This window comes from Citrobacter sp. C6_1, from assembly GCF_014596835.2.
Taxonomy (GTDB): domain Bacteria; phylum Pseudomonadota; class Gammaproteobacteria; order Enterobacterales; family Enterobacteriaceae; genus Citrobacter; species Citrobacter pasteurii.
On the sequence record NZ_CP115031.1, the window covers coordinates 132,303 to 147,868 of the forward strand.

Genomic DNA, 15,566 nt, shown 5'->3' on the forward strand with positions numbered 1-15,566 from the left:
TAATGCAATGAGTCTGTGCTCATCTCTTCGTCACACTATGTGTAAAAGTGGCCCTGCCAATATTGTTGTGTAGGGGTAATGACAATGAATGGTTAATCAAATGTTATTTATTGGCAACGGTATTGTACGCACATTTTAATGAAATGTGAGGTGCTGGTAGGATCTGACTGAAATTGGTAGGGCCAATTGCGAGGGGAAGAGAAGGACCGGGCAAGCGAGTGTTGCCCGGTGGCAGATTAGAACTCGCTTTTCGCGAAGCCCGTCATCTCTTTCAGGCCCATTTCACGGCCAAGCTCGGTCATCGGGTGGACGACGATCAGGCCGCGCACGCTCTTCTTCAGCTTGCCCATGTCGGCCTGTTCTTTTTTGGTGATGGCACGGCGGAACGGGAGTTTGCTGAGCTTCTGTGCTTCTTTACTCAGCTTTTGGCCGTGTACTTCACGCAGTCGTGCGATCTCAGTTTCCAGAGTTTCTTTCTCTTGCTCCAGCTCGGCATATTTGTCGGCGGCTTCAACCAGGGACAGGTCAGCCTGTTGGTGGCGGATAGCGTCAAGACGATCGCTCAGGCGTTTAATTTCGTTTTTTTCGACTTCTTTCATAGGATAGCTTCTGATAAAAATAGGATGAATATCCTATAGTATGCGCGCAGAGCGGGATTATTCACAACTCATCGAAGATAAATAATCAAATACCGCAAGTATTATTAAGCTAATGGTAATGCTACTGTTTTGATTAATAAGGGACTTTAAGCGATAAGATTGGGCATGGCGCTTTTTATTGGCGGGTTTATAGCGAAGCACGTTTTCCTTAATATAATCGCCCAACCGATCCTAAACTTAAAAGAGCAACCGCACAGGCTGAGCGCGGTTAATACATGGAGGAGGGAAGATTATGGCGAAAATAGGTGATAACGTTTCGGTTCTGATTGATAAGACCGTCGATTTTATGGCTTCCAGCCAGGCTTTTCGCGAATATCTGAATAAAACACCGCCGCGCGACGTAGTCCCTTCTGAAATACCACAGGAGAACGCGCAGCTGTATCTGCAACGTCTGGCGTACTATCGGCAACTGTATCGACCGCAGCAGGAAGAGAAGTAAGCCTGCAGGGTCTTATTTTTGAAAGGCTTTTTTTAAGCTGATTTTAGAAATCAGCTCGGTCAGGGAAAGTACCATCGTGGAGCGCACCATCTGCTGGTAGCGCTGGATCTGCATAGCGTGCAAACCTGAGTCTGAGGTATCAAACTGCGGTGGCGGCGGGAGTGCCGTCACGCAGTGAAGTTCGCCAAACGGGCCAAGAATCTCGTCGTCGGTGAACGCGTATTCATTGCCGTCATGGTTTAACTCTTCCCGCAGCGCCATCAGCAGTTCCGCATCTTCATATTCCGGGCGGCTGAGTACGCCCAGACCATAGATGAGTTTGAGACGAACGGAAAGATCGCCCAGCGGACCGTCACCGTCGAGCAACGGTTCTACGGCATATTTTACCGCATAGTCATCTTTGCGAAATACCTGAAGCACAAGGATATTCACCGCCTCGGTGAGCAGTTCTACGGCGGTGATGAGGAAGCTGCGTACGGTTTTGCCAGCATTCAGACGCTCAAGCACACGATTTTCAAAGGCCTGCGTTTGTTCCATTATTGCCTGCATATCTGACAATCTGTCATTTGGGCGCAGGCTGACCTGCGCCACATTCTCAATCATTTGGTCGCGTTATATGCGTTAACCGCCTCCGCCACCACATCACTATTGGCATCCAGACCGGAAACCTGCGCCAGCGCGGCCTGCGGACCTTTTTCGTCAATCAGCGTGGCCAGCTCCTGTGCCTGCGGATCTTCTTCACTGCGATAGTGCATCGCTGCTGCAATACCGGTGACCAGATTCGCGTGCGGCAGGCCGTACTCCAGCGTGCCCAGTAGCGGTTTAATCAGACGGTCGCCCGCGCTCAGTTTACGCAGTGGCTGACGGCCAACGCGCTCAACGTCATCTTTCAGATACGGGTTTTCAAAGCGACCGAGGATTTTCTGAATATATGCTGCATGTTTTGCCGCATCAAAGCCATAGCGTTTGATCAGTACCGCGCCGCTCTCTTCCATCGCACCTTTTACCACTGCACGGATTTTCTCGTCGAGAATCGCGTCACGGATGGTCTGATGACCGGTCAATTTTCCGAGGTACGCGGTTATAGCATGCCCGGTGTTCAGCGTGAAGAGTTTACGTTCGACAAATGCCATCAGGTTATCAGTTAATTCCATTCCCGGGATGTTTGGCAGTTCGCCTTTGAATTGCGTTTTGTCGACAATCCACTCACTGAAGGTTTCGACGGTGACTTCCAGCGGGTCGTTGGTCGCAGAAGCGGAAGGGGGAACGATGCGGTCTACGGCGGAATCGACGAAGCCAACATGTTCTTCAACCCAGGCTTTGTCTTCATCTGCCAGCGCGTTCATTACGTGGCCTTTCAACTGGGTCGTGCCGCGCACCATGTTTTCACAGGCGATGATGTTCAGCGGAGTCACGATACCCTGCGCTTTGCGTTTAACCAGCCCTTTGGCGATGGCCGGAGCGATACGCTCAAGCACGACCGGACCGACGGCGGTGGTGACTAAATCTACGTGGGCAATCAGTTCAACGACATCATCGCCGATGCTGCTCACGGCGTTGACGCCGGAAACGGTATCAACCTGCTCGTTTTCACCGACCACATGAACCTGATAGCTATGACGGGCATTCAGGGCATCGAGCACGACCTGATTTACATCCGCGAACGTCAGCTGTATCCCCGCGTCCGCCAGCAGTTTGCCGATAAAGCCACGACCGATATTACCTGCGCCAAAATGTAATGCTTTCATAGTATTAACCTTCATTAATGTTTTTACCCAAGAGGGCTGGGGTGAGGCTTTTCCCTCAACCTAACCCTCTCCCGTATGAGAGAGGGAACCGTAGGCCCGGTAAGCATGAGCGCCACCGGGCAATGTGACTTACTTACGACCAGCCAGCAGTTCCAGAACTTCATCTACGCTGGTGGTATGAGCCAGACGTTCGATCACGGATTCGTCATCCAGCGCGTTGGTCAGACTGGTGATCACCTGGATGTGCTCGTTGTTACGCGCAGCGATACCAATGACCAGGCGGGCGATATCGTCTTCTTCTTCACCGAAACGTACACCTTCCGGATACTGGCAGAATACCACGCCGGTTTTCAGCACGCGGTCTTTGGCTTCAACCGTACCGTGCGGTACAGCGATAGACTCGCCGAGGTAAGTCGGGGTCAGTTTTTCGCGGTCCAGCATCGCCTCGACGTATTCTGGCTCAACATAGCCGCCTTTCACCAGTTGCTCACCGGCAAAGCGAATCGCTTCTTCTTTGTTGGTGGCTTTACGGCCCAGGAAGATATTCTCCGCACCCAGTTTGAACAGATGGGTATCACCCTCTTCAAAGCTGTCTTGCAGGTGATCGCGGACTTTCTCTTCGTTCACGTTGTGGCGCTGTGCAGCGACCAGGCGTTCGGTCAGGTTGGAGTACAGACCGCTGTCGAGGAAGTTGGTCAGCGAAATGTGCTGTGCCTGCGGAACCTGGCGCATCGCGCGTTCGGTCAGGTCACGGTGGGTAATGACCAGATCCACATCCGGCGGCAGATTGTTAATTGCGCTGTTAGTGACGGAAATCTGCGACAGCCCTGCATCCTGCACTTTCTTACGCAGTACGCCCGCACCCATGGCGCTGGAACCCATGCCGGCATCGCAGGCAACAATGATTTTACGCACATGGCTCAGGTCGTTGGTCACGTCGCCCGCCGCCAGCGGAGATGCGCCTTTGGATTCCGCTTTCATGTCGTTCATACGACGGGTTGCGGCTTCAATGTCATCTTCTTCTTTCACTTTGCTGGTTTTCAGCAGAATGGCCGAGACCACAAAGGAGACCGCCATTGCCGCACAAATTGCCGCGATGTTGGCGAAGTAAGCACCCTTCGGCGTCATTGCCAGTACGGCCAGAATAGAACCCGGAGAGGCCGGAGAAACCAGGCCGCCGTTCAGGATAGTCAGGGTAAATACGCCAGTCATACCGCCGAGGATGACGGCCAGGATCAGACGCGGGTTCATCAGCACGTACGGGAAGTAAATTTCGTGGATACCACCCAGGAAGTGGATGATAGCCGCGCCGCCTGCAGACTGTTTAGCGCTGCCGCGACCGAAGAACATGTATGCCAGCAGGACGCCCATACCCGGACCCGGGTTAGCTTCAATCAGGAAGAAGATGGATTTGCCCATCTCATGGGACTGCTGAATACCCAGCGGTGAGAAAATACCGTGGTTGATGGCGTTGTTGAGGAACAGGATTTTCGCCGGTTCAACGAAGATAGACGCCAGCGGCAGCATGTCATGGACAACCATGAAGTTAACGCCTGCCGCCAAGATTTTGGAAAGTGCTTCAACCAATGGGCCAATGCCAAGGAATGCCAGAATCGCGAGGATCATCCCGATGATGCCAGCGGAGAAGTTATTCACCAGCATCTCAAAACCGGACTTGATCTTACCGTCTACCCAGCCGTCGAAATGTTTGATAGCCCAGCCGCCCAGCGGACCTGCGATCATCGCGCCGAGGAACATCGGCATATCGGCGCCGACGATAACGCCCATGGTGGTGATAGCACCGACCACGCCGCCACGCTCGCCGCCAACCAGCTTACCACCGGTATAACCGATCAACAGCGGCAGCAGATAGGTGATCATTGGGCCGACCAGCTTCGCCAGCGTTTCGTTTGGCAACCACCCTGTCGGAATGAATAATGCGGTGATAATACCCCACGCGATAAACGCGCCGATATTTGGCATCACCATGTTGCTGAGGAATCGACCAAAGCTTTGCACCTTGATCTTAATATCGGATGACATAAAAACACCCCTTCTTATGTTTGCTATCGCGCAGGCTGAAAGCCCGAGGTTTGTTAATGTAGCGGCAGGAGGTAGCCGGACCCTGTAGATACTGCGAAATCTGGCACTGAATCGTTCAACTGTCCAGTCGATGACTTTTAGTGTGATCAATATCACGTAAATATAGGGTTTACGGTATTACTTAATGTGATTTTGATCACAAAATCCCGGTATAAAAAAACATCATTACGCGAGAGTGGGCTGAAAAAGGTACTTAAATGTGAAGTTGTTCACGTTTTTGCTTTGGCTGTTTGTTGAGTATTTGTGATCTACTTCGCAATAAATATTTGTCGGGATTTCTCCTGATGTGATCTGGCGCGGATTCTGTTTCATCCCCCATTTCTTGTTGCTACCCCGCGAGCCGTTAACCTGCAAATTTATACCCTGGTGGTATGGCGGAAATGACTAACTGCAATTATGTTCAAATTACCAGTCATGACTCCTTTCGGCTGCCTGCAATTGAAAGCTCTGATTAGCGTGAATACGAGGCGGGTATGTTTCTAAACTATTTCGCGTTAGGTGTGCTGATCTTCGTTTTTCTGGTTCTGTTTTACGGAATCATCGCCATCCATGATATTCCCTATAACATGGCTAAGAAGCGCAACCATCCCCATGCCGATGCCATCCATACTGCGGGTTGGGTGAGCTTATTTACGCTGCACGTCATCTGGCCGTTCCTGTGGATCTGGGCCACGCTCTATCAGCCAGAACGAGGCTGGGGGATGCAGTCACACATTACGCCGACCGGGAAGGAACCTGACCCTGACATTGCCGCGCTGGCTACGCGCATAACCCAGTTGGAAAAAAGACTGGATGGGGAGAAAAAAGACGATAACTCCACCTTTCCGGAGATTTGATCATGGATTTGTTGATTGTCCTGACTTACGTGGCATTTGCCTGGGCCATCTTTAAAATATTCCGTATTCCGGTAAACCAATGGACGCTTGCCACCGCCGCATTAGGTGGGGTGTTTATTGTGGCGGGACTCATCTTATTAATGAACTATAACCATCCGTATACCTTTACGGCGCAAAAGGCGGTTATTTCAATTCCTGTAACCCCGCAGGTCACGGGAATTGTGAGTGAGGTGACAGATAAAAATAATCAGCTAATTAAAAAAGGCGAGGTGTTATTTAAACTCGATCCCGTGCGTTATCAGGCGCGAGTGGACCGACTGCAGGCTGATCTTGTTACCGCCACGCACAACATCGACAATCTGAAAGCCCAACTTTCTGAAGCTGTCGCCAATACTACCCGCGTTTCCGCGGAACGCGATCGTCTGTATAAAGATTATCAACGCTATTTGAAGGGCAGCCAGGCGAAGGTTAATCCCTTCTCTGAAAGCGATATCGACAACGCGCGGCAGAACTATCTGGCACAGGATGCGCTGGTAAAAGGTTCCGTTGCCGAACAGACGCAGATTCAGAGTCAGTTAGACAGTATGGTCAACGGGGAGCAATCTCAGGTTGCCTCCCTGCGCGCTCAGCTCGCTGAAGCCAAATACAATCTTGAGCAGACTATCGTCCGAGCCCCCAGCAACGGCTATGTTACGCAGGTGCTTATTCGGCCCGGAACCTACGCCGCCGCGCTGCCTCTGCGCCCGGTGATGGTGTTTATTCCGGAACAAAAACGGCAAATCGTGGCGCAATTCCGCCAGAACTCGTTGCTGCGTCTTAAACCGGGTGATGAAGCGGAAGTGGTCTTCAACGCGCTGCCAGGCCAGGTATTCCCCGGCAAGCTCACCAGCATTCTGCCGGTTGTACCGGGCGGTTCTTATCAGGCCCAGGGAGCATTGCAGTCTCTGACGGTGACCCCGGGAACCGATGGCGTGCTGGCCACGATTGAGTTGGATCCTAATGCCGATGTGGATGCGCTGCCGGACGGTATCTATGCCCAGGTGGCGGTCTATTCCGACCATTTCGCTCACGTTTCAGTGATGCGTAAAGTGCTGCTGCGCATGACCAGCTGGATGCATTATCTTTATTTGGATCATTGAGATCGTCATCACCTGCCATTTACGGCGACCTGAGCCATACTGATATTTTTGTTGGCAAAAAGGACCCGGCATGAAACTCATTGGCAGCTATACCAGCCCTTTTGTGCGTAAGATTTCTATTCTGTTACTGGAAAAGGGCATCACCTTTGAATTTGTGAATGAACTCCCCTATAACGCGGATAGCGGCGTGGCGCGCTATAACCCGCTAGGGAAAGTGCCCGCGCTGGTCACCGATGAGGGCGAGTACTGGTTCGACTCTCCAATTATCGCAGAATACATCGAGCTGCTGGATATTGCGCCAGCTATGCTGCCGTGCGAACCGATGGCGGCACTCAAAGTTCGTCAACTGGAAGCGCTGGCCGACGGTATTATGGATGCGGGTTTAGTCTCGGTGCTCGAGCAGGCTCGCCCCGCCGCGCAGCAGTCAGAAACTGAATTGTTACGCCAGCGGGGGAAGATAACCCGTAGCCTGGATATGCTGGAAGGCTATCTGGCGGACGGTACGCTGAAAACGGATACGGTTAACCTGGCTACCATTGCGATTGCCTGCGCCGTCGGTTATCTCAATTTCCGTCGGGTCGCGCCCGGCTGGTGTGTTGACCGCCCGCGTCTGGTCAAACTGGTGGAAACGCTTTTTCAACGCGAAAGTTTTGCCCGCACAGAACCGCCAAAGGCTTGATGTGTATGTATGTCCGCCTGAGCAAAGTCACGGTACAATCCTTCCTATATCGATAGCCCTCTCCACGGTGGAGAGGGCCACCAACAGCCAGGCCCTTTCATGACAACCGACATGCGTTCACTCTACAGCCAGCTTCCCGCTATCGATCGTTTATTGCGCGATAGCGCCTTCCCAGCCTTACGTGAGTCTCACGGTCATACCCGGGTGGTTGACCTGCTGCGTCATATGCTCGACGAAGCCAGAGAAGCGATTCGCGACACGCACGCGCTCCCGGCATGGTGTGAGGACTGGGCGCAAGAAGCCAGTGCCCGGCTGGAACGAGAATCGCAGAGCGCGCTGCGTCCGGTGATTAACCTGACCGGAACGGTGCTGCATACCAATCTTGGGCGCGCGTCGCAGGCCGAAGAAGCGATCGAGGCGGTGGTGCAAGCAATGCGTACGCCGGTGACGCTGGAATACAGCCTGACTGACGCCGGGCGTGGACATCGGGATCGGGCGCTGGCGGATTTACTCTGCCGTCTGACGGGGGCGGAGGATGCCTGTATCGTCAATAACAATGCGGCAGCGGTTTTATTGATGCTGGCCGCTACGGCTAACGGCAAAGAGGTGGTCGTTTCGCGCGGTGAGCTGGTGGAAATTGGCGGCGCGTTTCGTATTCCGGACGTGATGTGCCAGGCCGGATGTGTTCTGCGTGAGGTAGGTACTACCAACCGGACCCATGCGAAAGATTACCGTCAGGCGGTGAATGAAAATACCGCTCTGCTGATGAAAGTCCATACCAGTAATTACAGCATTGAAGGCTTTACCAGCTCGGTGGATGAGGCTGAGCTGGCCGCTATTGGCAAGGCGTTGGATGTGCCAGTGGTGGCGGATCTCGGCAGCGGCTCGCTGGTCGATCTCAGCCAGTATGGATTACCGCAGGAGCCGATGCCGCAACAGCTGATTGCCGCTGGCGTCAGCCTGGTGAGCTTCTCTGGGGATAAACTGCTGGGCGGGCCGCAGGCCGGGATAATCGTCGGTAAAAAAGAGATGATCGCTCGCTTACAGAGCCATCCGCTGAAACGCGCATTACGGGCTGATAAAATGACATTGGCTGCGCTGGAAGCGACGCTGCGGCTCTACCTGCACCCGGAAGCGCTGGCGCAGAAGTTGCCGACGCTACGCCAGCTCACCCGTTCGCAAGAGGCTGTACACGCGCAGGCACAACAATTACAGGCACAGCTTGCTGAGCATTACGGCGACGAATTCGCCCTGAACGTCATGCCTTGCCTGTCGCAAATTGGCAGCGGTTCGCTACCGGTTGATAGACTGCCCAGCGCGGCATTAACCTTTACCCCCCATGATGGGCGCGGTAGCCGCCTCGAAGCCCTGGCCGCCCGCTGGCGTGCGCTGCCCGTGCCGATCATTGGCCGGATTTATGATGGCCGCATGTGGCTGGACCTGCGCTGCCTTGAAGACGAGACCCGGTTTATGGAGATGATGCTGAAATGATTATTGCAACCGCCGGACACGTTGACCACGGAAAAACAACGTTATTACAGGCGATTACCGGCGTGAACGCCGACCGTCTGCCGGAAGAAAAAAAGCGCGGCATGACCATCGATCTCGGCTATGCCTACTGGCCGCAGCCGGACGGGCGGATACTGGGATTTATCGATGTTCCCGGACACGAAAAGTTTCTTTCCAACATGCTGGCGGGTGTCGGCGGTATCGATCACGCGCTGCTGGTGGTGGCGTGTGATGACGGCGTGATGGCGCAAACGCGTGAGCATTTGCAAATTCTGCAGTTGACGGGCAATCCGCAGATCACCGTGGCGCTCACCAAAGCCGATCGCGTGGATGAAGCTCGCATCAACGCGGTGCGTGCTGAGGTGCACACTACGCTTGAGAACTATGGTTTCGCCGATGCGGTTCTGTTTGTGACGGCCGCCAGTGAAGGCCGTGGAATCGAAGAACTGCGCGAACATTTGCTGCAATTAACGTCGCGTGAGCATGCCCGCGATCGCAGCTTTCGCCTTGCGATTGACCGGGCTTTTACGGTCAAAGGCGCGGGACTGGTGGTGACCGGGACGGCGCTCAGCGGTGAAGTGAATGTCGGTGATACGTTGTGGCTCACGGGCGTCAACAAACCGATGCGCGTACGTAGCCTGCATGCGCAAAATCACGCCACCGATCGCGCACAGGCGGGACAACGTATTGCCCTGAATATTGCCGGTGATGCGCAAAAAGAAGACCTTAACCGCGGTGACTGGCTGCTTGCTGATGCGCCGCCGGAGGCCTTCTCACGCGTCATTGTCTCTTTAGAACACGCTGCACCGCTGATGCAGTGGCAACCTCTGCATATTCACCACGCGGCCAGCCACGTCACCGGGCGTATTTCCCTGCTCGAAGGGACGCTGGCGGAGCTGGTGTTTGATACACCACTGTGGCTCGCCGATAACGACCGTCTGGTGCTGCGTGATATTTCGGCTCGCACGACGCTGGCCGGTGCGCGCGTGGTAACGCTCAATCCGCCGCGTCGCGGGAAGCGTAAGCCGGAGTATTTACAATGGCTGGCGGCGCTGGAGAAGGCGCAAAATGACGGCGACGCCCTGGCGCTGCATCTGACGCGCGGAGCGGTGAATATTCCTGACTTCGCCTGGGCGCGTCAGCTCAACGGTAACGGCATGCGTCCGTTGATTGAGCAGCATGGCTTTATTCAGGCGGGATACAGTCTGTTGAATGCCACCGTTGCCGCTCTCTGGCAGCGCAAAATCCTTGATACGCTGGCGACTTACCACGACCAGCACCGTGATGAGCCAGGGCCCGGGCGCGAACGCCTGCGCCGGATGGCGTTACCAATGGAAGACGAAGCACTGGTTCTGCTGCTGATTGAAAAGATGCGTGAGAGCGGCGTCATCCATAGTCATCATGGCTGGCTGCATTTGCCCGATCATAAGGCCGGTTTTAGCGATGAGCAGCAGGCTATCTGGCAAAAAGCAGAACCGCTTTTTGGCGATGAGCCATGGTGGGTACGCGATCTGGCAAAACAGACCGGTACGGATGAGCAGATAATGCGTATGGCGTTACGGCAAGCGGCGCAGCAAGGCATCATCACCGCGATCGTTAAAGATCGCTATTACCGTAACGATCGGATTGTGGCCTTTGCCAATATGATCCGCGAACTGGATCAGGAGCGAGGATCGACCTGCGCTGCCGATTTCCGCGACAGGCTTAACGTTGGGCGTAAATTGGCTATTCAGATTCTGGAATATTTTGACCGTATTGGTTTTACGCGTCGTCGGGGAAATGATCATTTATTACGCGATGCATTACTGTTTCCCGAAAAGTAATGAAACAATTAATTCAGAAAATAAATGAATTAATACAAAATAGATATTGATTGAAATAAGCACATTAGATTATGAACCTAATGTGCTTTTTAATTTCTAATGTTATTAAAATAACAACCACGATCATATTTTGTTGGGATTATCACTCGTATGCTTCCTGCCTCTTTTGAGTAATTAAGGATCGTACAATGGCTGCTTCAACATTTTTTATTCCTTCCGTGAATGTAATTGGCGCTGGTTCATTAAAAGACGCAATGAATACAATGGCGGAATATGGTTTTCGTCGTACGTTAATTGTCACGGATGCCATGCTGGCGAAATTAGGTATGGCGAGTGAAATTCAAAAAGCGCTGCAGGAACGTGATATTTTCAGCGTAATTTACGATGGTACGCATCCTAATCCGACAACCAGCAACGTTGCCGCAGGTCTGCAAATGTTGAAAGAACACGACTGTGATAGCGTAATTTCCCTTGGCGGCGGTTCCCCACACGATTGTGCGAAAGGCATTGCGCTGGTGGCGGCTAACGGCGGCGATATTCGCGATTACGAAGGCGTAGACCGTTCTGCAAAACCGCAGTTGCCGATGATCGCCATTAACACCACCGCGGGCACGGCATCAGAGATGACCCGTTTCTGCATCATTACTGATGAAGTACGCCACATTAAAATGGCGATTGTCGATAAGCACGTTACACCGCTGCTGTCGGTTAATGACTCCTCGCTGATGGTCGGCATGCCGAAGTCGCTGACGGCGGCAACCGGTATGGATGCGTTGACCCACGCGATTGAAGCCTACGTGTCGATTGCTGCCACGCCGATTACCGATGCGTGTGCGCTGAAAGCGGTCACCATGATTGCGCAAAACCTGCCGGTCGCCGTTGAAGAGGGCAGCAATGCTCAGGCGCGCGAAGCCATGGCCTATGCGCAGTTCCTCGCGGGCATGGCCTTTAACAACGCCTCTCTGGGTTACGTACACGCCATGGCGCACCAGTTGGGTGGCTTCTACGATCTGCCGCACGGCGTATGTAATGCCGTACTGCTGCCGCATGTACAGGTATTTAATAGTAAAGTTGCTGCTGCCCGCCTGCGCGATTGCGCGGCGGCAATGGGCGTGAACGTTGCGGGTTTGAGCGCAGAGCAAGGGGCGGAAGCCTGCATCACGGCGATCCGCGAGCTGGCGCAGAAAGTGAATATTCCGGCCGGTCTGCGTGAGCTGAACGTGAAGGACGAGGATATTGCCGTACTGGCGACCAATGCCCTGAAAGATGCCTGCGGTTTCACTAACCCGATTCAGGCGACTCATGAAGAAATCATGGCGATTTATCGCGCTGCCATGTAATTCGTGATACCTGTCGTAAAGCAGTAAATGGCTGGCGAATAATTCGCCAGCCCCGTCTACCCTTGTAGTACCCCTACAGCAAGGAGACGGTCATGACCAACAACCCCCCTTCAACGCGTATTTATCCCGGCGAGTATGGTTATCCTCTGAAGTTAAAAGCCCGATACGATAACTTTATCGGCGGTGACTGGGTCGCTCCGGTGGACGGCGAGTATTACCAAAACCTGACGCCGGTAACCGGGCAATTACTGTGCGAAGTGGCCTCTTCCGGCAAAAAAGATATCGATCTGGCACTGGATGCCGCGCACAAAGTAAAAGACAAGTGGGCGCAGACATCCGTGCAGGACAGGGCGGCGATTCTGTTCAAAATCGCCGACCGTATGGAGCAAAACCTGGAACTGCTGGCGACGGCAGAAACCTGGGATAACGGTAAACCCATCCGTGAAACCAGCGCGGCAGACGTGCCGCTGGCGATTGATCATTTTCGCTATTTCGCTTCCTGTATTCGTGCGCAGGAAGGGGGAATAAGCGAAGTTGATAGCGAGACCGTGGCTTATCACTTCCATGAGCCTCTTGGTGTGGTAGGACAAATTATTCCGTGGAACTTCCCCCTGCTGATGGCCAGTTGGAAGATGGCGCCTGCGCTGGCGGCGGGTAACTGCGTGGTGCTTAAACCTGCGCGCCTGACGCCGCTGTCCGTACTGCTGCTGATGGAAGTTATCGGCGATCTGCTCCCGCCAGGCGTGGTGAATGTGGTAAATGGCGCAGGTGGGGAAATTGGTGAGTATCTGGCGACGTCTAAACGCATTGCGAAAGTGGCGTTTACCGGCTCAACGGAAGTTGGGCAGCAGATCATGCAGTACGCCACGCAGAACATTATCCCTGTGACGCTGGAGCTGGGTGGGAAATCACCCAATATCTTCTTCGCTGACGTGATGGATGAAGAAGATGCATTTTTTGACAAAGCGCTGGAAGGTTTTGCGTTGTTTGCCTTCAACCAGGGCGAAGTGTGTACCTGTCCGAGCCGTGCGCTGGTACAGGAATCCATTTACGAACGTTTTATGGAAAGAGCCATTCGTCGCGTGGAGAGTATTCGTAGCGGTAACCCGTTAGACAGCGTGACGCAGATGGGCGCGCAGGTGTCGCATGGTCAACTGGAAACCATTCTGAATTACATCGATATTGGTAAGAAAGAAGGGGCGGATGTTCTCACCGGCGGGCGGCGCAAGCAGCTGGATGGCGAGTTAAAAGAGGGTTACTACCTCGAACCGACCATTCTGTTTGGCAAGAACAACATGCGGGTTTTCCAGGAAGAGATCTTCGGACCGGTGTTGGCCGTCACGACCTTTAAAACCATGGAAGAGGCGCTGGAAATCGCCAATGACACTCAATACGGACTGGGCGCTGGCGTCTGGAGCCGTAACGGAAATCTGGCGTACAAGATGGGCCGTGGGATTCAGGCGGGGCGCGTATGGACCAACTGCTACCATGCTTACCCGGCACATGCGGCGTTCGGCGGCTATAAGCAATCGGGCATCGGACGCGAGACGCATAAGATGATGCTTGAGCATTATCAGCAAACCAAGTGCCTGCTGGTGAGCTACTCGGATAAACCTCTGGGACTGTTTTAATTTCTCGTCACTTATTGCCCGGTTTTGCGCCGGGCATATCTTTATTCTGCAGTTATATATAAACCCATATGTCGTTATATAAATAAGATAATTGCATTCCATATACATACTCATCTACTATCATTCAATCTATTTGTTAATCTAAATAGAGTTCTTATTTGTTATTTCAATCTCTGAGGCAAATATGTTTCTTGATTATTTTGCATTAGGAGTGCTTGTTTTTGTATTCCTGGTCATTTTTTATGGGGTTATTATTCTGCATGATATTCCCTATCTGATTGCAAAAAAACGTAATCATCCTCATGCCGACGCAATACATGTCGCGGGTTGGGTGAGTTTGTTTACCTTACATGTTATTTGGCCCTTTTTGTGGATCTGGGCAACACTGTATCGCCCGGAGCGCGGCTGGGGTATGCAGAGTGCGGACTCTTCTCTTATTCAACTGCAGGAACGGGTAGCCGATCTGGAAAAGAAACTGGGTGAGGTTAAGACCTATCCGGCGGAGTAATATTGATGGATTTACTGATCGTTTTGACCTATGTGGCGTGTGCATGGTCAATATTTAAAATTTTTAAAATACCTGTCAATAAATGGACAGTACCGACAGCAGCATTGGGCGGTATATTTATTGTGTGCGGACTGATATTACTGATGAATTATAACCATCCGTATACCTTTAAGGCGCAAAAGGCGGTCATTTCTATTCCCGTAGTACCGCAGGTGACGGGGGTCGTGACGGAAGTGACGGATAAGAAGAATACGCTGATCAACAAAGGCGAGGTGCTATTTAAACTTAATCCGGGGCGTTATCAGGCGCGGGTTGATCGCCTGAAAGCCGATATTGTCACCGCACAACACAAAGAGCAGGCGCTGGTGGCGCGGCTGGACGAAATGAAAGCTAACACGCAGCGGGCAAAGGCTACCCGTGACAAGCTGGCGAAAGATTACCAGCGTTATGCGCAGGGGAGTCAGGCGAAGGTGAATCCTTTTTCTGAACACGATATCGATGCGGCGCGGCAAAACTATCTGGCGCAGGAAGCATCGGTGAAATCCTCTGTCGCGGAGCAGCAGCAAATACAGAGCCAGTTAGACAGCCTGATACTGGGCGAGAATTCGCAAATTGCCAGTCTGAAAGCGCAGTTAGCCGAAGCGGAGTTCAACCTGGACCAGACCGTGGTTCGCGCGCCCAGCGATGGCTATGTTACGCAGGTGCTGATGCGCCCGGGAACCTATGCCGCCGCGCTGCCTATGCGTCCGGTGATGGTGTTTATCCCGGATCAAAAACGGCAAATTATCGCCCAGTTCCGTCAAAACTCGCTGCTGCGTCTGGAACCTGGCGATGAAGCTGAAGTGGTATTTAACGCGCTGCCGGGTAAGGTATTTCGCGGTAAACTGGCTGCGATTAGTCCGGCTGTGCCGGGTGGTACATACCAGTCGAATGGGGCGCTGCAATCTTTAAATTCCACGCCCGGTTCGGAAGGGGTGATCGCCACGATTGAGCTGAATGATAATGCGGAGGTTAGCGCGTTACCTGATGGGATTTACGCGCAGGTCGCCGTTTATTCAGACCACTTCGAACATGTGTCCGTCATGCGCAAAGTCTTGTTGCGAATGACCAGTTGGGTACATTATCTGTATCTTGACCACTAAATATCCCCAG

Annotated in this window: 14 protein-coding genes; 10 read left to right on the top strand and 4 right to left on the bottom strand. The window is 53.0% G+C overall.

Going from position 1 to position 15,566, the window contains the following annotated elements:
- Window positions 1–236 precede the first annotated feature (236 nt).
- Window positions 237–599, bottom strand: coding sequence for a YibL family ribosome-associated protein (locus IB196_RS00660; RefSeq protein WP_048213700.1), 363 nt, complete (start codon window positions 597–599; stop codon window positions 237–239).
- A gap of 292 nt (window positions 600–891) precedes the next feature.
- Here IB196_RS00660 and IB196_RS00665 point away from each other — a divergent pair, with 292 nt between their 5' ends.
- Window positions 892–1,098, top strand: a complete 207-nt coding sequence (locus IB196_RS00665; protein ID WP_005120484.1) for a hypothetical protein — start codon at window positions 892–894, stop codon at window positions 1,096–1,098.
- 12 nt (window positions 1,099–1,110) lie between these two features.
- Here IB196_RS00665 and mtlR read toward each other — a convergent pair whose 3' ends face one another.
- From mtlR to mtlA, 3 genes are all read right to left on the bottom strand, one after another.
- Window positions 1,111–1,701, bottom strand: coding sequence for a mannitol operon repressor MtlR (mtlR, locus tag IB196_RS00670; RefSeq protein WP_005120486.1), 591 nt, complete (start codon window positions 1,699–1,701; stop codon window positions 1,111–1,113).
- Window positions 1,698–2,846: a mannitol-1-phosphate 5-dehydrogenase gene (gene mtlD / locus IB196_RS00675; RefSeq protein WP_188231970.1), complete on the bottom strand. Its 1,149-nt coding sequence runs from the start codon at window positions 2,844–2,846 to the stop codon at window positions 1,698–1,700. Before mtlD ends, mtlR begins: the two co-directional genes overlap by 4 nt.
- Before the next feature lie 129 nt (window positions 2,847–2,975).
- On the bottom strand, window positions 2,976–4,889 hold the full coding sequence (mtlA, locus tag IB196_RS00680) for a PTS mannitol transporter subunit IICBA (RefSeq protein WP_188231971.1): 1,914 nt from the start codon (window positions 4,887–4,889) through the stop codon (window positions 2,976–2,978).
- A gap of 533 nt (window positions 4,890–5,422) precedes the next feature.
- Here mtlA and IB196_RS00685 point away from each other — a divergent pair.
- The 9 genes from IB196_RS00685 (at window position 5,423) to IB196_RS00725 (ending at window position 15,556) form a co-directional block, all read left to right on the top strand.
- Window positions 5,423–5,785, top strand: coding sequence for a DUF3302 domain-containing protein (locus tag IB196_RS00685; RefSeq protein ID WP_040231593.1), 363 nt, complete (start codon window positions 5,423–5,425; stop codon window positions 5,783–5,785).
- A 2-nt stretch (window positions 5,786–5,787) separates the two neighbouring features.
- Window positions 5,788–6,924 carry an HlyD family secretion protein gene (locus IB196_RS00690; protein ID WP_155021711.1) on the top strand — a complete coding sequence of 379 codons (1,137 nt, stop codon included), beginning with the start codon at window positions 5,788–5,790 and terminating at the stop codon, window positions 6,922–6,924.
- 70 nt (window positions 6,925–6,994) lie between these two features.
- The gene (locus IB196_RS00695) at window positions 6,995–7,603 is read left to right on the top strand and encodes a glutathione S-transferase (RefSeq protein WP_188231972.1); all 609 of its coding nucleotides are present in this window, start codon (window positions 6,995–6,997) and stop codon (window positions 7,601–7,603) included.
- Window positions 7,604–7,702: 99 nt separating this feature from the next.
- Entirely contained in the window at window positions 7,703–9,094 is a 1,392-nt protein-coding gene (gene selA, locus IB196_RS00700) for an L-seryl-tRNA(Sec) selenium transferase (RefSeq protein ID WP_188231973.1), read from the top strand.
- Window positions 9,091–10,935: a selenocysteine-specific translation elongation factor gene (selB, locus tag IB196_RS00705; protein ID WP_040231599.1), complete on the top strand. Its 1,845-nt coding sequence runs from the start codon at window positions 9,091–9,093 to the stop codon at window positions 10,933–10,935. Before selA ends, selB begins: the two co-directional genes overlap by 4 nt.
- Window positions 10,936–11,123: 188 nt before the next feature.
- Window positions 11,124–12,275, top strand: coding sequence for an L-threonine dehydrogenase (yiaY, locus tag IB196_RS00710; protein WP_005120495.1), 1,152 nt, complete (start codon window positions 11,124–11,126; stop codon window positions 12,273–12,275).
- A 92-nt stretch (window positions 12,276–12,367) separates the two neighbouring features.
- Complete coding sequence (aldB, locus tag IB196_RS00715) at window positions 12,368–13,906, top strand: aldehyde dehydrogenase AldB (protein WP_003837670.1); 1,539 nt, start codon at window positions 12,368–12,370, stop codon at window positions 13,904–13,906.
- A 184-nt stretch (window positions 13,907–14,090) separates the two neighbouring features.
- A complete protein-coding gene (locus IB196_RS00720) occupies window positions 14,091–14,414 on the top strand; it encodes a DUF3302 domain-containing protein (protein ID WP_005120498.1) in 324 nt (107 codons plus the stop codon).
- Between the two features lie 5 nt (window positions 14,415–14,419).
- Complete coding sequence (locus tag IB196_RS00725) at window positions 14,420–15,556, top strand: HlyD family secretion protein (RefSeq protein WP_005120499.1); 1,137 nt, start codon at window positions 14,420–14,422, stop codon at window positions 15,554–15,556.
- The last annotated feature ends 10 nt before the right edge of the window (window positions 15,557–15,566 follow it).